This window comes from Sulfitobacter sp. GN1-4, assembly GCF_055693825.1.
In genome coordinates this window covers 3,774,564-3,790,454 of record NZ_JBVFUQ010000003.1, presented here as the reverse complement: position 1 = coordinate 3,790,454, position 15,891 = coordinate 3,774,564, and the positions used below count along the sequence as shown (strand labels likewise).

Genomic DNA, 15,891 nt, shown 5'->3' with positions numbered 1-15,891 from the left:
GAGCCTGTGATGTCAGAACCAAAAGAGCGTCTGCTTGATGCAGCTTTGCCCCATGTCCCGTTTGATGGCTGGTCCCCTGCCACGTTCAAAATGGCCGTGACAGACAGCGGAATAGACCCGGTGGTGGCCCGCGCCACATGCCCGCGCGGCGCTGTGGATTTGGCAGTGGCCTATCATGTGCGCGGGGATCAGCTGATGCTGGCCGCCCTTGCCGAAACGGACCTGGCCGACCTGCGGTTCCGGGACCGGATCGCGAAGGCGGTGCAGCTGCGGCTTGAGGTTATTGACGACAAGGAGGCCGTGCGCCGGGGCACGACGCTTTTTGCGCTGCCGCCCTATGCGCCTGACGGGGCCAAGCTGATTTGGGGCACCTGTGATGCGATTTGGACCGTGTTGGGGGATAATTCAGCGGATTATAATTGGTACACCAAGCGGGCGACTTTGGGGGGCGTTTATTCCTCAACAGTTATTTTTTGGCTGGGTGACAACAGCGAAGGTCACACCGCCACGTGGGAGTTTCTGGACCGGCGCATTGATAACGTGATGCAGATCGAAAAGCTGAAATCGAGCGTTCAGAAAAGCCCAACGCTGAGCGCGCTTTTGGCGGGTCCGAACTGGGTGCTGAGCCAGATCAAAGCGCCGTCACAGTTTGACAAAGGCGCCTTTCCCGGCTCTTGGACCGCGCCGCGTGATTAACCCACCAGCAGTGTCAGCGCCAAAAGCACGCTGACACATAGGTTTGCGATTACCACGGGGTGCAAGGCCCTGATGGCAAAGGCCGTCAGCAGTTTATAAAGGATCTGCAGCGGAAAGAGGGTTGCCGCGATCCCTAAGGCGATGTCCTCGCGGCCCATCATCATTTGCAAAAGCGCATAAAGGCTGATGAGCCCGATGCTGAGATAGACGCATGCCAGAATGCGCCGGGCGGGCGTGTCGCTGCCGTAAACTTCGGTCATGCCGGGGTGGTTGCGCCAGATCCCTGCGCTGACGGCGAAAGTGATGGCGACATTTGCGATGAATGACAGGGCGTAAAGCATGGGGGGAAGCTACAGCAGAAATGGCAGGAGCTGAACCATAGAACCCCGGGCAAGACGTCACAGTTTTCGCCAGGTGGCGGGGGCGGTGCATCTGGGGTGATTTATGCGCTCTCTCGCCCGTCTGCGGATCTTCGACCGGGGCTGAGCGCCTATTTCAAGTCTGCTTTCCCTGACGGGCGCGACCTGTTAGCACCGGCGCGCGCAAGTCCGATGGTTTTATGCCCCACACTGCCCTCATTGAGCTGAACGCTGTTTCCTACAGGCCTGATGGCAAGCCGGTCCTGAGCGACGTGTCTTTGCAGACTGATGCCAAGCGCATTGGCATTGTCGGGCGCAACGGGTCGGGCAAGACCACCTTGGCGCGGATCATGGCCGGTCTGCTGGCCCCGGATCACGGTCAGGTTCGTATCAATGGTGTTGATGTGGCGCGGGACCGCAAAGCGGCTTTGGGGGCTGTGGGCATTCTGTTTCAGAACCCGGATCACCAGATTATTTTCCCCACCGTTGAGGAAGAGATCGCCTTTGGACTGACACAGCTGGGCCAGTCGAAATCTGAGGCTGCGGCGGGCACGCAAGGCATTCTGGCGCAGATGGGCAAGGCCCATTGGGCCAAGGCGGCCATTCACCAGCTGTCCCAAGGGCAACGGCAGTTGGTGTGTCTGATGTCGATTTTGGCGATGGCCCCAAAGGTGATCCTGCTGGATGAGCCCTTTGCCGGTCTGGATCTGCCAACCGCGCGCCAGTTGGCCCGCATTCTGGCGGGGCTGGATGTGACGCTGGTTCAGATCACCCATGATCCGGCCGCCTTGGCGGGGTATGATCAGGTGATCTGGCTCGATCAGGGACGGATCTTGCAGGACGGGGCCACCGCATCGGTTTTGGAGGCCTTTGAAGCCCGGATGCAGCAGATAGGAGAAGGCGATGATCTCTCTGACCTCACCGGTTGAGACACGGGCGCATCGCTGGCCTGCGGGGCTTAAACTGGCGCTTTTGGCGGCGTCAACGGTGGGGCTTTTTGCGCTGCAGTCGCCTTGGGCGCTGCTGATCTGTTTGCTGGGCACGCTTGCGCTTTATGCCTGGCCGGGACGCGTGTTCATGGTCTCAGGTCTGCACAAGCTTTGGGGGCTTTGGCCCTTTGTTGTGTTGATTGTGATCTGGCATCTTGTGCTGGGCGACATTGGCACCGGTTTGGCGATTGTCATGCGGATGCTGACGGCGGTTGCTTTGGCCAATCTGGTCACCATGACGACCCGGCTCAGCGATATGATGCAGGTGGTGCAGATGCTACTGACGCCGCTGCGCTGGCTTGGTCTGCGCGTGGATGTTGTGCCTGTCGCCATGGCGCTGGTGCTGCGCTTCACGCCGGTACTGGTCATCAAGGGCCAGGCGCTGACTACGGCCTGGCGCGCGCGGTCGGCGAAACGGCCCGGCTGGCGGATCGTTGTGCCCTTTGCGGTCACAGCGCTTGATGACGCTGAGCGGGTGGCGGAGGCCCTAAAGGCACGCGGCGGCATCTGATTTTGCGGTTGAAGCCCTGCCCCCCTTGGACTAGCCAACCCGCGACGCATTCAGAGGAAAGCCCATGGAACGTTCGGTCGCGTTGATCGCTATTTTCGCAGCTTTGATAGCAGCACTGGGTTTTCTGCCCGCGCTGACCCTGGTGCCTGGTGTCCCGATCACGGCGCAAAGCCTGGGCGTGATGTTGGCCGGGACGGTCCTGGGGGCCAAGCGCGGCGGTCTTGCGGTGCTATTGTTCGTGGCGCTGGTGGCTTTGGGGCTGCCATTGCTGGCGGGCGGGCGTGGCGGTTTGGGCGTCTTTGCCTCTCCTACGGCGGGTTTTGTCATTGGCTTTCCGATCGCGGCTTTTGTCACCGGATGGCTGACATCGCGTCTGCAGGCGTTGCCCGTGGCCTGGGCGGCTGGCGTTGCCGCTGTGCTGGGCGGGATTGTCGTTCTTTATATTTGCGGGACCATTGGTTTCATGACGGTTCTGGACCGGACTTTGGGTGAAACACTGGGTGTTTTGTGGGTGTTCATCCCTGGCGATCTGGTCAAAGCGGTTCTGGCAGGCGTGGTCACAGCCGCCTTGGCCAAGGCGCGCCCTGCCAGCGTGCTGTCACGCGCGCAATAAGACAGCCGTGCCGATCCCCCCGGCGGCGGCGATGGCCGCCAGGCCGGTGCCGGGCGTGGCGCGCAGTTCATGCACCAATCGCACCAGGTTGATGGCACCCGATGTGCCGATAGGGTGGCCGCGTGCCAAGGCACCCCCGCTGCGGTTGACGATGTCGGGCGATATCTGCGCCTCCTCAACACAGGCGATGGCCTGCACGGCATAGGCCTCCATGATCTCGGCGGCGTGCAGGTCTTGCGGGGACAGGGCCGCAGCCCCAAGCACCCGTTTTATGGCTGCAACCGGGGCCAGGCCGGGGCAGGTGGGATCTCCGCCCAATGTGGCCCCGCCAAGGATGTTTGGCCCGGTCAGCCCCTGCTTTTTCGCCCAACGCGCTGAGACCACCAGGCAAAAGGCCGCAGCATCGGCGGCCACGGCGGCGTTTGCGGCGGTGATCGTGCCGGTGATGGGCTTGGCCCGTTGGCAAAGTGCGGGTGTCAGACGCCGCGCGAAACTGTCGGCGGTGAGTGTCGCAAGGGGAACGAGTTCTGCCGCCGTGGGCTGATACTGCAACGCCTTTGCGTGGCTTTGGACGGCCCAGTGCGTCTTGCGCGGCTTTGCTGATGTTGTGCTGTTGCGCCAACCTATCGGCGGCCTCAGCCATGTCCGGGTCACGGTCGGGCCAAGGGGTAAAGGGTGCCTGGTCATAGGGTTCTGGTGCGCGACCATCTCGGAAGGTGCGCAAACGTTTGGGGCGCCGCGAATAGCTCTCAGCGCCCCCGCGATCACCACCTCAGCGTCACCAGAAAGGATCATCTGGCGGGCCAGCAGCACCGCATCCATGCCGCCCGCGCATTGGCGGTCAATGCTCAGCCCCGCGACCCGTCCCGGCAACCCAGCGGCCAGTGCGACCGAACGCGCAGGGTTGCCGCCCATCCCCAACGCGTTGCTGACAATGATCTCATCCACCATGTCAGCTGACATGCGGGCCTGCGCCAACAGGTGGCGGATGACCGGCGCGGCAAGCGCGTGAGGCTCCAGTGCGGCCAAAGCTCCACCACGTGGGGCCACCGGCGTGCGACATGCTGCAACGATCTGTGCCATCAGCTCTGATCCTCCACCCATTTGGCCAGCGCGACCAGATCTGTTTTGCCCGATGCCAGACGCGGCCAATCGGGCTGAAAGAGCGCGTGTTGCGGGGCCGCGGCGCGCCCGATCTCGGCTGCGACAGCGCGTTTGATCTGCTCCAACAGACCCGGTTGCGCGTCGCCCTCGATGATCGCCAGCAGCCGGTTGCCACGCAATGGGTCCAGTCGCGGCAGCACGGCAGAGGCGCGCTCAGGCACAAGCGCTGCGATGATCTGTTCTACTGGTTCGGGGGAGACAAGCGTATCGGCGATGTTGACAGCGCGGTCTTTGCGCCCGGTGATCCACAGATTGCCTCCCGCGTCTTTGTACCCAAGCTCGCCGACACTCAGCATGCCGTCCTGCCATTTTGTCTCTGCCGTGCCACCGGTTGCATAGCGGTCAAAAAGATAGGGGCTTTTCACCCAGATCTCACCGGGATCTGAGGTGGCGCGCCCCTTGGCGTCTTTGATTTCAATGTGCACGCCAGGATAAGCCTGGCCCACCGAACCGTCGGGCGTTGTTTGATCCGACAAGGTGACAAAGCTGGTTTCAGCGGCACCGTAAAACACCACAAGCTCTGCGTTTGGGAAAGTGTCCCGGGCCCTGTCGCGGGTTTGCGGATCAAGCGCGCCGCCGCCACAAAGGATCAGCCGTACCGACGGCAGTCTGGCCTTGCTGCGCCCGGCCAACAGCCGCACATGCGTGGGCGTGACATAGAGAACGGTAATGCCCTGGTTCTGGATCAGGGTGCGCTGACGCTCCGCTCCTAGCCCTGACAAGACATGGGCATCAAGGCCGAGGTAAAGCGCCTCAACCACACCATAAAGAGACAGCGAATGGTCAAGCCCGCCCAACACAGCGGCCTTGTCGTTGGGGGTGAGGGTAAAGCGGGCGGCGTTTTCCCGAAAGCTCGCGATCCAAGAGCTTTGCTGGCGTAGAATGGCCTTAGGCGCGCCGGATGTGCCGCCTGTCAGCGTCACGAAGGCACCCGCTTTCAGAGGGCTGAGGGCAGGCGGATGCGCACCGTGCAGGCAAAACCCGGCGCCTGACAGCAACGCTTGGCCAAGCGAAGCGGCAGCCTGCGCAACGGGGGTTGCGGGGATTAGGTGGGAGGCTGCCGTCACGGGCATTTCGCGCGCAACGCTTTGGTCCCCAACGCAAAGCTGGGACGTGTTGTGCCACCTGAACCGTTCTACGTTATGCGCTGTCATTTCCCATCCTTCTGCGGCGTTCATAGCAATGCCACCCTTTGGGTGCCACTATCGACGTGCACCGCGCCTGAAAGCCCATTAGGGTCCCGCCACGGACGAGCAGGAAGGATGATCAAATGCCCGAAACGATGCGCGCTGTTGAAATCACTGAACCGGGTGGGCCTGATGTGCTGCAACTGGTGACGCGGCCGGTGCCCAGCCCCGAGCACGGACAGGTCATTCTCAAGGTCGCTTATGCCGGGGTGAACCGGCCTGATGCCTTGCAGCGTGCGGGGATGTATGCCCCACCGCCCACGGCCAGCGATCTGCCGGGGTTGGAAGCCTCGGGCACCGTTGTCGCGGTTGGGGCGGGCGTGTCGGATCTGGCGGAAGGGGATCAGGTCTGTGCTCTGCTGCCCGGAGGTGGCTATGCGGAATATGTGGCCACGCCTGCGGCGCATTGTTTGCCTGTGCCTGCGGGCATGGGGTTGAAAGAAGCCGCTTGCCTGCCTGAGACATTTTTCACCGTCTGGTCCAATGTGTTCATGCGCGGCGGGTTGAAAGCGGGTGAGCGTCTCTTGGTGCATGGCGGATCGTCCGGGATTGGTACGACGGCCATTCAATTGGGCAAAGCGTTTGGCGCGCGTGTCTTTGCAACTGCGGGTACGGATGCAAAATGTGCGGCCTGTCTGGATCTGGGGGCAGAGGCTGCGATCAACTACCGTGACACGGATTTTGTCGATGTCATGAAGGCCGAAGGGGGCGCGGATCTGATCCTGGATATGGTGGGCGGTGCCTACATCCCGCGCAACCTCAAGACATTGGCGGAGGACGGGCGTCTGGTGCAAATCGCCTTTCTGCAGGGGCCGAAGGTTGAGGTGAATTTCGCCTTCCTGATGACCCGCAGGCTGACCATGACCGGATCCACCCTGCGCCCGCAAAGTGACCTCGCCAAAGCGCGTATTGCCCAAGAGCTGCGCGAGGCGGTTTGGCCATTGCTGGATGCGGGTAAAGTCGCCCCGGTGATGGACAGCAGCTATTCGCTGGCAGAGGCGTCAGCGGCGCATGCGCGGATGGAAAGCAGCGGGCACATCGGGAAAATCGTGCTGGAAGTTGGCGCGGGTTAGTCAACGGCAAGCATGGCGGCGATATGATATTTGGGTTTGGCAAAGCCAGATCTGAGTACAGTGCTTTCAGCGGTATCAGGCATTGAAAGGGGGAGGACGCTGACGCGCCGCTCCCCCAAGGTGAAGAAGAGGACTATGCTACTGATGCCGGACGCCGCCATTGGAATGGTGGCACGTCCCGCCCAGTAAAAGTGCCTCAACGAGGTTAATGAAACCTTACGCTCTTTCGGGTTTGATCCCCTGCCGTCACTTTGGCCGCGCGGCGTAGGTCAGCATCCTAGCGCACGGGGGCAAACAGCGCTTTTTCCATCCGGCAATCGCGCACCACATCCTGACCGCAGGGCACCGGCGTCAGCGTTTTGGACAGACAAATCCGCGCCTCCTGAATTTGATCCGCGCGGCAGGTGATGGTGACGCCGTCAGGTTCCATTGTAGGATTTGACTGCAAAAAGGCCTCTTCCACCACAGCGGCGGGCAGTTTTACCTGACGGTCGAGTTTTCGGAAAATCTCGGGTCTGATGATCTTACCATAGGCTTCGCGCGACAAAGCGTAATAGGCCGGGGCCGACAGGCCGGTGCAGGTGCCGTGTTTGCGCCATTGGTGCCAGGCCAGGCCGCTGGTGCCCATGATATCGGCCATGTCAGCCGTCATGCGCCGCGACGGCGGGCGTTCGGCGGTTTTGCAAAAGGATGGGTAGCCCCTATGAAACTGTGGCCAAAGCCCATGCAGGATCCATCCATGCCCGGTGCCACGCGCGCATTGCGGAGAGTTGCGCGCATCGCCTTCGCGCAGACACCAGTTGGGCGACCAGCTGAGTGAGACGACGTAGTAATCAAAATCACCCGCCCGTTCGCCTTCGGCGCTGACCGGGAGCGCCAGGCTCAGCAGGATCGTGGTGAGGAGGGTTTGCAGGATGCGCATTGGGTCTTTCCTTATGGCGTGGCGCTGACTATAACGCGCGCAAGTTCCCCGACAATGGAAACCGTTTCGGACCTCCGAGACAGCCTTTCAGGCGACGGGAAAATTGTGTTCGCAAAGGAGAGATCATCATGGGCAAGCCGATTATGGCAAAGGCCACAGCTGTTTGGCTGGTTGATAACACCACCATCAGTTTCAAGCAGATCGCGGATTTCGTCGGGATGCATGAGTTGGAAGTGCAAGGCATTGCCGATGGCGATGTGGCAGCCGGTGTCAAAGGGTTTGATCCGATTGCTAACAACCAGCTGACCCAGGATGAGATTGATGCGGCACAGTCCAACCCGCTGCATAAGCTGAAGCTCAAATTCAACGCTGCAGCGCAGGGCGAAGAAAAGCGGCGCGGTCCACGCTATACCCCGCTGTCCAAGCGCCAGGACCGACCCGCGTCCATTTTGTGGCTGGTCAAATTCCACCCGGAATTGACGGATGGCCAGATCGGCAAACTTGTCGGCACAACCAAGCCCACCATTCAGGCGATCCGTGAGCGGACGCATTGGAACATTTCCAACCTGCAGCCGATTGATCCGGTGGCTTTGGGGCTGTGTAAGCAATCTGAGCTGGACGCCGCCGTGCAAAAGGCCGCCGCGAAGAAGGCAGCGGATGGCGAAGTGATGAGCGATGATGAACGGCGCAAGCTCGTCAGCACCGAGCAGAGCCTGGAGATGGAGGCCGAGCCCAAGATCCCAACGGCGATCGAAGGGTTGGAAACCTTTACCCTGTCTGGCGATGACGCGGATATGACGGAAGACGACGATGCGGGCAACTATGCCGACGCCGACAGCTTCTTTTCGCTGCCCTCTGGCGGTGACGCGGATGAGGACGACGCCAAGACCTAAGCGCGTGCTTTCAGCATGGCGGCCTGTGACCGGGCCGCTGTGCCGAACCTTTCTCCTCGCGTGGTCATAAGTGCAGGGCGGGGGGATTAATTCTCGCCCTGCTCGTAAATTGCTTGCGGTTGCCTGTGGAACTTGCAACAAAGTAATCCACAGGGAGAGATTGGACACGCTGGTTCGCCGCCAGATGTGCGCACATTAGGGATTTTTACTGAATTTTCGTTTTCTACCGCTTGATGCGTGCTTTTTCGGATTGTGATGCGTCGCGGTAGTGGGCCGTCTGCTTTGGGAGGGGCAGGCGGCCACTTTTTTTGTCCCTTTGGTTTTTGTGTGAGAGGGTAGGTGCAGCGCTGCTGCGACAGCTTGCACCGGATGCATCCGCCTGGGCCCAGAGATTTCAGTAGGTTGGGCCAGGTGCCCGGTATCGGGTGACGCGTTGTTGGTGATTGGAGTGAGCGGATCAAGCCAACGGCCAGGCATCCGCCCTGATCAAAGCGTTTTGCGCGCCCGCATGGCAGCTGTGATCGTGCCGTCATCAAGGTAATCAAGCTCTCCCCCAATGGGAACGCCTTGGGCCAGGGAGGTGAGCGTGACATGACCTTCCAGCTGGTCCGCGATGTAGTGGGCCGTGGTTTGGCCGTCGATGGTGGCATTCAGCGCAAGAATCACTTCGGTGATGTTCTCGGTCGCTACCCTGTCAATGAGGCGCGGGATGCGCAGCTCTTGCGGGCCGATGGCATCAAGGGCCGAGAGGGTGCCGCCCAAGACATGATAGCGGCCTTTGAAGATGCCCGCGCGTTCCATCGCCCAAAGGTCTGCGACATCTTCCACCACGCAAAGTTCACCGTTGGCGCGTTTGTCGCTTTGGCAGATGTCGCAGATATCAGCAGTGCCGATGTTGCCGCAGTTCAGACATTCCCGTGCGGTAGCGGCCACCGTCTGCATCAGATCGGCCAAGGGCGTCAGTTGCAGAGAGCGTTTGCGGATCAGATGCAAAACCGCGCGCCGGGCAGAGCGTGGGCCAAGCCCAGGCAGCTTGGCCATCATCTCAATCAGAGCGTCGATTTCGCGGGTTGAACTCAAGGGACAGCTCGTGCGGTGAGGGGGGATGAAGTTATATTGGAAAGATGAAGCGCAGGGTGGCCCCCTGCCACCCTCTTGCCAGTTAGAAAGGTAGTTTCATGTCTGCCGGCAGGCCCATGCCTTCGGTCAGTTTTGCCATTTCTTCCTGGGCGCGTTCGTTGGCTTTGGTCTGGGCGTCTTTGATGGCGGCCAGGATCAGATCCTCAACCACTTCTTTGTCATCGCCATTGAAGATGGAGGGGTCGATGTCGAGGCCCTTCAGTTCCCCCTTGGCGGTGCAAGTGGCCTTGACCAGGCCTGCGCCGCTTTCGCCCACAACCATGATGCTGGCCATGTCCTCTTGCATCTGGGCCATTTTGCCCTGCATTTCCTGGGCCTTTTTCATCATGCCGGCCATATCGCCAAGCGCGCCAAGTCCTTTGAGCATTGCTCTCTCCTTATCTGGTTGCCCCTATATGCGGGCGTGAACGGGCGGGATCAATCCTCCTCAAAGGGATCCCATTCATCTTCGACTTCGGGCAGGGCGTCTTCGACGGCCTGGGCTGCGATGTCATCGGGGGTGCGGATGGCAGTGATTTTGGCCTTTGGAAAAGCCTCCAGCACGGCCTGCATCAGGGGGTGGGCCGCGGCGCTGGATTTCAGCGACAGTTCTTTGGCATCCCGGATTTCGGCGATGGTGTCGGCCCCGCCTTCGTTCACAATGCTGACCGCCCAGCGGTTGCCTGTCCATCCTTGCAGGCGGTGGCCCAGGCGTTGGGCCAGATCGCGGGGGGCTTTTTCGGTGGGGACAAACTCAATCCGGCCGGGTTGATAGGCGGCCAGACGCAGGGTGGTTTCAACCTCAACCAGCAATTTGACGTCCCGGTTGGCGCGAATGAGCTCGACGACATGTTCAAACGTGGGAAAGCGCGCCAAAGCTGCGGCGGTGTCCTGGGCCAGCGCGGTGGCCGGGCCTGAGGCGGCGGGGCTGCTGGCCATGCGGGATTGCGCCTGGGCCACAGCCTCGGCCCCCGAAGACGCGGGCGCGCGTGCCGTTGGCGTGCCGGTTGGAGCGGGCGGTGGCGTGGTGTTTTGCAGCTTGCGCACCAGTTCTTCCGGGCTTGGCAAATCAGCCACATGGGTCAGCCGGATAATGGCCATTTCAGCGGCCATCATCGCATTGGGTGCGCTTGCCACTTCGTCCAGGGCTTTCAGCAGCATCTGCCACAGCCGGGTGAGGACGCGCATTGGCAAGGCTTCGGCCATCTGTTGGCCCCGGCTGCGTTCTTCTGGAGAGATCGTAGGATCTTCGGCAGCGGCGGGTGTGATTTTGACCACGGAGGTCCAATGGGTAATCTCGGCCAGGTCACGCAGCACGGCCATGGGATCAGCACCGTCCGCGTATTGGCCGGAGAGTTCGGTGAGCGCACCGGCTGCGTCACCGCGCAGGATCATGTCGAAAAGATCAAGCACGCGGCCACGGTCCGCCAGGCCCAGCATCGCGCGCACCTGATCGGCGGTTGTTTCACCAGCGCCGTGACTGATCGCTTGATCCAAGAGAGACAGCGCGTCCCGCACGGAGCCTTCTGCGGCGCGTGTGATCAACGCCAGGGCATCATCCGCAATCTCAGCGCCTTCTGCCAAGGCGATTTTGCGTAAGAGTGCGATCATCACCTCAGGCTCAATCCGGCGCAGATCGAAGCGCTGGCAGCGCGACAGTACGGTGACAGGTACTTTGCGAATTTCGGTTGTAGCGAAGATGAATTTGACGTGTTCGGGCGGCTCTTCCAGCGTTTTCAAAAGCGCGTTGAAGGCACCGGTAGAGAGCATGTGCACTTCGTCGATGATGTAGACTTTGTAGCGGGCAGAAGCGGCGCGGTAATGCACGCTGTCGATGATTTCCCGAATGTTGGCCACGCCCGTGTTGGAGGCCGCGTCCATTTCCATCACATCGACATGGCGGCCTTCCATGATTGCGGTGCAATGTTCGCACTGGCCGCAAGGTTCCGTTGTGGGGCCGCTGGTGCCGTCGGCACCGATGCAGTTCATCCCTTTGGCGATGATACGTGCGGTGGTCGTTTTGCCGGTACCCCGAATACCCGTCATGATGAACGCCTGCGCGATGCGGTCGGCTTCAAAGGCGTTTTTCAGGGTGCGCACCATGGCGTCCTGGCCCACCAAATCGACGAACGTCTCTGGTCGGTATTTACGTGCGAGCACGCGGTAGGCTTGGGCGTCAGACATGAAAGCTCTCAGCGGGGGATTCGGATCAGACCTATAAACTAGGGGCAGGGGTGAGCGGCGTAAACCAGTTGTGTCGCGACGCTACTGCGTTGTTTGAGGCGCTGTTTTTCCGTAGTCTTTGAGGGCGGGTTTTTGTAGCTGATCAGCAAAATCGCCGCCCGATCGGAGGCATTGAGATGAGTGAGTATGAACGCAAGTTTGTGGCCGCGATGGCAGAGCTGGAGGCCACAGATATGTGGAAATCCAACCATACGCCGCCGCTGTTGCGCAACTTGCGATCTTTGGGCGTAGAGGCGCGTCCGCCGCATTACGCGCGATTCGGGACGATTGTTCTGGGCTATGCGCTGTGGTTTGGCGTGGTGTGGGGCGTTTTGATGTGGTTCTTCAGTTGGCGCGCAGAAGACTTCACAGTGCTGGCAGCGGTCGGTGCCTCAGCCATTGCAGGGCTGATTTTTGGGGTTTGGATGGCGATTTACTATGCCAGAGGCCGCAAAAAATACGGGCTGACCCCGTGGGATGCGCTGTAGCGGAGTGTGGGGAAAGGCTGACCCTGACGGATCCTGGTGAGAGATTGATAACGACCCAAGCGGGACCCGTTACGGCTGCTTCCTTCCGGATCTGACCGGGTTGGCGAGGCGCTTGCCCGCACCAACCTCTCAGCACGCTACATAGGCGGGCGTGGCTAAAAGTGCAAGCCGGGCAATGTGATGCGTGCCTGCACAAACCCTTCCCTGTTGCGGCCCAGAAGCTCTGGCGACAGATGCGAGATTTCCCGCATAAACGGCAGCGCGTCCGTGGGCAGGTGCAAGACCGCCTGCAGCTGCGCGCCTTGTGCAAAGGCCCATGGTCGGGCGCGCAGAGGATAACGAAAGCGGTGGTGGCTGAGCGTTTGTTCAATGGCGGTAAAGGGCGTGATGTCGCTACGAAAGATGATCTGTTCGGGGCCGAAGGCCTGACCGCCGCCACCGCCGACGGCACGGAAGTTTGTCGTTGCCAGAATGAACGCCTGATCCTGGTGGACGGGGGTGCCGTGCAGCTGCATTTCACTGATCCGACTGCCGATGGGGTGGCGGGGATCGATGCGGTAGTCGAGGCCAAAGATCGTATCAAAATCAAATGGTGGGCGTTCTGGCCGCAAAAGCGGGATCTGCGGCTGGCCTGGCTGAAGCTGGGAATAGACGCTGGCGGCGTGTTCCAGCCAGCGGTGCAGATCGGCGCCGGTGACACGCAGGCCCCAGATGCCGTTGGAAAAGGGGCTGAGCCCAATCAGGTGCCTTTTGAAGATCGCGCCGCCTGGCAGGTGCAGGTAGTTGTCCGGCCCGCCCCGCCCGCCCGCTGTGTGGGCTGAAACAGCTGCAAGAAGCGGCAGGTCGGCGTATTCCGTTCCCCGGATCCCTTTGGCGACCACATCTGCTTTGGCACAGGCGGCCAGGGCGCAGGTGGAGGTGGGGACGGCGAGGGTGAAAAAGTTGTGAAGCGGCTGGCGCAAGAACCCGCAGGGCAAGGCCAAGGAGGTGCGGGTCGCGCTATGAGAGGCCATGCACAGCGCTCTGATCACCCGGTCAGGTTGGGCATTTTCGGTATTGGGCACAAGGCTGCTGTCATGATCGCGCACCTGCCACTGACCGGATTTGTCTTGCGCGACGTTCAGGTCCAGCACCGCAAGGTCAGAGGCGCCGTAGCCGGCCATGGCCGATGGCCGGGCGGAAAGGGCCCCGCGTTTGGTATCAATGCCCTCAAGGCCCGCGTGATCGGCACCTGGCAGGCGGCGGTGGGTATGACCGAGAAAGAGCGCATCAATACCGGGAAGGCCTGCAAGATTGCGCGCATCATCCTGAAACCGGTTGCCTGCCAGCTGCGCCTCTACCCCCATATGAGCCAACAGAATCACCAGGTCGGCCCCTTTTTCGCGCAGGATTGCAGCCTCATCCGATACGGCCTGGGCGGCGGCCGCGACTGTGGCTTCTGCGCCCAGTTCGCGGGCGTTCCAGACTGCGGTTTGTTCGGGAAGGGCCGATATCACGCCGATTGAAATGTGGTGCTGTGGCTGGCCCGGAACCCTTTTTTGAATGAGCACGCTGCGCCTGATAGGGGACGGGCGTGAAAACCACAGGTTGCTGCAGATCATTGGCGTTGGGGTCGCCTCGGCCAGTGCCTCCAGATAGGGCAGACCGTGATCAAGATCATGGTTGCCAATGCCAAGAGCGTCATAGCGCAGATGTTTCAGGCACGAGACCATCGGGTGCGTCTTATTGACCGGCAGGCTCAGGAACTCCCTTTCGATGCCCGCCCCTTGCAACATATCGCCATTATCAAACAGCAGGCACATGATGCCCGCCTGGTGTGCCGTTTTGCGCGCCTGCTGGATCAAGGTCGCAAGCCCCGCCACGCCCCAATGCTTGCCGGGGCTGTCGCGGATATAGTCGAAGCCCACCATGTTTTGGTGGATGTCCGTTGTGCCCAGAATACGCAAGGTGAACGCGTGCAGGGTCGCATCCTCCGACGAGGATGGTCTGGCATGCCGAAGCGGTGCCGTCAGGGCTTTTTGGTCGTGCTTCATAAAACCGGGATAGCAACCAAGGATTGCATTGCATTAGACATCCACAACTTGAAACTTTCAAGGCTGTTGATCAGCGGTTGTTTATGCGAGGGGAGACGTCAGTGATTTGAGGGAGATAGTCTATGCGCCATGCAGAAGAGGTGACCTTTGGCGGATCTGGGTTGGATCGGGCCGGAGAGATTCGGGATGATCCCAGCATTGTCCGTTTTGCGCGGAACGCGGCCGACACCCGTGCCATTGTGTTCTGGCGTGGCAAACCGCTGATCCAGCGCGAACGCCCTGCAGCTTTGGCGCGTTTGCCGATGGACCATCCTATTTTGAGCGAAGCGGTTGAGGAACCCGTGCTTTTGGGACGCGAAGAGGGCGCCGCGCGGTTTGGCTATGACATCTCTGCCTGGCAGCCTGATGGGTTGGACCCCGCCTTGCTGGGTGGGTTTCTGGACCCAAGCGAGCAGACCCATCCGACCTTGGCGCCGGGGCTGGTGTTTGCGGAGCTGCGCCGGACGATGACCTGGCTGTCGCCAAGGGATGCAGAGCTGGCGGCGACCGGCAAGGCGAACCTTGGCTGGCACGAAACACATCGCTTTTGCGCGCGGTGCGGCGGTGCGACTGAAATCGTGCAGGCGGGCTGGCAACGCAAATGCCCCGCTTGCGGAGCGAGCCATTTTCCACGCACCGACCCGGTTGTGATCATGCTGATTACGCACGCAAATTCGGTGCTGATGGGACGCTCTCCGGGGTGGCCACAGGGGATGTATTCTTTGTTGGCGGGGTTTATAGAACCGGGCGAAACACTTGAGGCCGCTGTCCGCCGTGAGGTGTTTGAAGAAGCAGGCGTGCGTGTGGGCGAGGTGTCTTATCTGTCAAGTCAACCCTGGCCCTTTCCGGCCTCGTTAATGTTTGGGTGTTACGGTGCGGCGTTAAGCCAGGACATCAACATTGATCCGGTTGAGATTGAAGATGCCAGATGGATCAACCGCGAGGAGATGATGGATATCTTTGCCGGCAACCACAGCGAGATTCTCCCTGCGCGCAAGGGGGCCATCGCGCATTTTTTGTTGGAAAATTGGCTTGCAGACACGCTGGATTGAGGCGATTCTGTTAACAAAAAGTTAACGGCGGTCCAGCGCCGTAGTTTGTAGGGTTCCTGGTATGAAATTTTCCACCAATGAAGATATCGACGCGCCGATTGATGCGGTCTTTGATATGTTCTGTGACTTTGAAGCGTTTGAGCGATCTGCCATGCGGCGCGGGGCCGAGGTGCAGCGGACCGACACCCTAAGAGAGCCCGGTGTCGGCATGAGCTGGCGCGCCGGTTTTGAGATGCGGGGCAAACCCCGCACGCTTGATCTGGAGATGGTCGCGTTTGAACGACCCTATGAAATCAAACTCACCGGGACGTCGCCCGGCATGCAGAGCCATACCTGTTTTGAGCTGATCGCGTTGTCCCGGACCCGGACGCGTGTGCATGTGGAACTGGAGGTCAAACCGATCAATCTTTCCGCACGACTGTTGGTTCAATCGCTGAAGCTGGCTAAAAATTCGCTGACCAAAAAGTTCAAACTGCGTGTTGCGGAATATGCCAAAGGCATGGAAGACCGGTACGCGCGGCTTAGCTAGC

Annotated in this window: 17 protein-coding genes and 1 other RNA gene; 9 read left to right on the top strand and 9 right to left on the bottom strand. The window is 60.7% G+C overall.

Annotation, left to right across the window (positions count from 1 at the left end):
* The first annotated feature begins 9 nt into the window (after window positions 1-9).
* Window positions 10-696: a COQ9 family protein gene (locus ACZ1HM_RS19505; protein WP_472744264.1), complete on the top strand. Its 687-nt coding sequence runs from the start codon at window positions 10-12 to the stop codon at window positions 694-696.
* Here the strand turns inward: ACZ1HM_RS19505 and ACZ1HM_RS19500 are convergent.
* Complete coding sequence (locus ACZ1HM_RS19500; protein ID WP_472744263.1) at window positions 693-1,037, bottom strand: hypothetical protein; 345 nt, start codon at window positions 1,035-1,037, stop codon at window positions 693-695. The two genes, ACZ1HM_RS19505 and ACZ1HM_RS19500, sit on opposite strands and share 4 nt — an antisense overlap.
* A 218-nt stretch (window positions 1,038-1,255) precedes the next feature.
* On the opposite strand from ACZ1HM_RS19500, the gene ACZ1HM_RS19495 reads away from it, so the two are divergent.
* From ACZ1HM_RS19495 to ACZ1HM_RS19485, 3 genes are all read left to right on the top strand, one after another.
* Window positions 1,256-1,984, top strand: coding sequence for an energy-coupling factor ABC transporter ATP-binding protein (locus ACZ1HM_RS19495; protein WP_472744262.1), 729 nt, complete (start codon window positions 1,256-1,258; stop codon window positions 1,982-1,984).
* Window positions 1,959-2,555 carry an energy-coupling factor transporter transmembrane component T family protein gene (locus tag ACZ1HM_RS19490; RefSeq protein WP_472744261.1) on the top strand — a complete coding sequence of 199 codons (597 nt, stop codon included), beginning with the start codon at window positions 1,959-1,961 and terminating at the stop codon, window positions 2,553-2,555. Before ACZ1HM_RS19495 ends, ACZ1HM_RS19490 begins: the two co-directional genes overlap by 26 nt.
* A gap of 64 nt (window positions 2,556-2,619) precedes the next feature.
* Window positions 2,620-3,168 carry a biotin transporter BioY gene (locus tag ACZ1HM_RS19485; RefSeq protein WP_472744260.1) on the top strand — a complete coding sequence of 183 codons (549 nt, stop codon included), beginning with the start codon at window positions 2,620-2,622 and terminating at the stop codon, window positions 3,166-3,168.
* On the opposite strand, the gene ACZ1HM_RS19480 is transcribed toward ACZ1HM_RS19485, so the two are convergent.
* Window positions 3,154-4,251, bottom strand: coding sequence for a thiolase family protein (locus ACZ1HM_RS19480; RefSeq protein ID WP_472744259.1), 1,098 nt, complete (start codon window positions 4,249-4,251; stop codon window positions 3,154-3,156). The two genes, ACZ1HM_RS19485 and ACZ1HM_RS19480, sit on opposite strands and share 15 nt — an antisense overlap.
* The gene (locus ACZ1HM_RS19475) at window positions 4,251-5,510 is read right to left on the bottom strand and encodes an AMP-binding protein (protein WP_472744258.1); all 1,260 of its coding nucleotides are present in this window, start codon (window positions 5,508-5,510) and stop codon (window positions 4,251-4,253) included. The genes ACZ1HM_RS19480 and ACZ1HM_RS19475 overlap by 1 nt, the downstream gene beginning before the upstream one ends.
* Window positions 5,511-5,602: 92 nt before the next feature.
* Between ACZ1HM_RS19475 and ACZ1HM_RS19470 the strand changes: the two genes are divergently transcribed.
* Window positions 5,603-6,592, top strand: a complete 990-nt coding sequence (locus ACZ1HM_RS19470; RefSeq protein ID WP_472744257.1) for an NAD(P)H-quinone oxidoreductase — start codon at window positions 5,603-5,605, stop codon at window positions 6,590-6,592.
* Between the two features lie 277 nt (window positions 6,593-6,869).
* Here ACZ1HM_RS19470 and ACZ1HM_RS19465 read toward each other — a convergent pair whose 3' ends face one another.
* A complete protein-coding gene (locus ACZ1HM_RS19465) occupies window positions 6,870-7,514 on the bottom strand; it encodes a ribonuclease T2 family protein (protein WP_472744256.1) in 645 nt (214 codons plus the stop codon).
* Between the two features lie 128 nt (window positions 7,515-7,642).
* Between ACZ1HM_RS19465 and ACZ1HM_RS19460 the strand changes: the two genes are divergently transcribed.
* Window positions 7,643-8,407, top strand: coding sequence for a DUF1013 domain-containing protein (locus ACZ1HM_RS19460; RefSeq protein WP_472744255.1), 765 nt, complete (start codon window positions 7,643-7,645; stop codon window positions 8,405-8,407).
* Window positions 8,408-8,893: 486 nt separating this feature from the next.
* On the opposite strand, the gene recR is transcribed toward ACZ1HM_RS19460, so the two are convergent.
* From recR to ACZ1HM_RS19445, 3 genes are all read right to left on the bottom strand, one after another.
* Window positions 8,894-9,487 (bottom strand): recombination mediator RecR, encoded by a 594-nt coding sequence (gene recR / locus ACZ1HM_RS19455; RefSeq protein ID WP_472744254.1) that lies wholly within the window; start codon window positions 9,485-9,487, stop codon window positions 8,894-8,896.
* Between the two features lie 82 nt (window positions 9,488-9,569).
* On the bottom strand, window positions 9,570-9,914 hold the full coding sequence (locus ACZ1HM_RS19450) for a YbaB/EbfC family nucleoid-associated protein (protein WP_472744253.1): 345 nt from the start codon (window positions 9,912-9,914) through the stop codon (window positions 9,570-9,572).
* A 50-nt stretch (window positions 9,915-9,964) separates the two neighbouring features.
* Window positions 9,965-11,710 carry a DNA polymerase III subunit gamma/tau gene (locus tag ACZ1HM_RS19445; protein ID WP_472744252.1) on the bottom strand — a complete coding sequence of 582 codons (1,746 nt, stop codon included), beginning with the start codon at window positions 11,708-11,710 and terminating at the stop codon, window positions 9,965-9,967.
* A 176-nt stretch (window positions 11,711-11,886) separates the two neighbouring features.
* On the opposite strand from ACZ1HM_RS19445, the gene ACZ1HM_RS19440 reads away from it, so the two are divergent.
* Complete coding sequence (locus ACZ1HM_RS19440; protein WP_472744251.1) at window positions 11,887-12,237, top strand: DUF6404 family protein; 351 nt, start codon at window positions 11,887-11,889, stop codon at window positions 12,235-12,237.
* A 34-nt stretch (window positions 12,238-12,271) separates the two neighbouring features.
* Here the strand turns inward: ACZ1HM_RS19440 and ffs are convergent.
* An RNA gene (gene ffs, locus ACZ1HM_RS19435) (signal recognition particle sRNA small type) lies at window positions 12,272-12,369 on the bottom strand.
* A 23-nt stretch (window positions 12,370-12,392) separates the two neighbouring features.
* Complete coding sequence (locus tag ACZ1HM_RS19430) at window positions 12,393-14,270, bottom strand: 5'-nucleotidase C-terminal domain-containing protein (RefSeq protein WP_472744250.1); 1,878 nt, start codon at window positions 14,268-14,270, stop codon at window positions 12,393-12,395.
* A gap of 122 nt (window positions 14,271-14,392) precedes the next feature.
* Between ACZ1HM_RS19430 and nudC the strand changes: the two genes are divergently transcribed.
* Both nudC and ACZ1HM_RS19420 read left to right on the top strand, forming a co-directional pair.
* Window positions 14,393-15,361 (top strand): NAD(+) diphosphatase, encoded by a 969-nt coding sequence (gene nudC, locus ACZ1HM_RS19425; RefSeq protein WP_472744249.1) that lies wholly within the window; start codon window positions 14,393-14,395, stop codon window positions 15,359-15,361.
* A 61-nt stretch (window positions 15,362-15,422) separates the two neighbouring features.
* A complete protein-coding gene (locus ACZ1HM_RS19420; protein WP_472744248.1) occupies window positions 15,423-15,890 on the top strand; it encodes an SRPBCC family protein in 468 nt (155 codons plus the stop codon).
* Window position 15,891 lies beyond the last annotated feature (1 nt).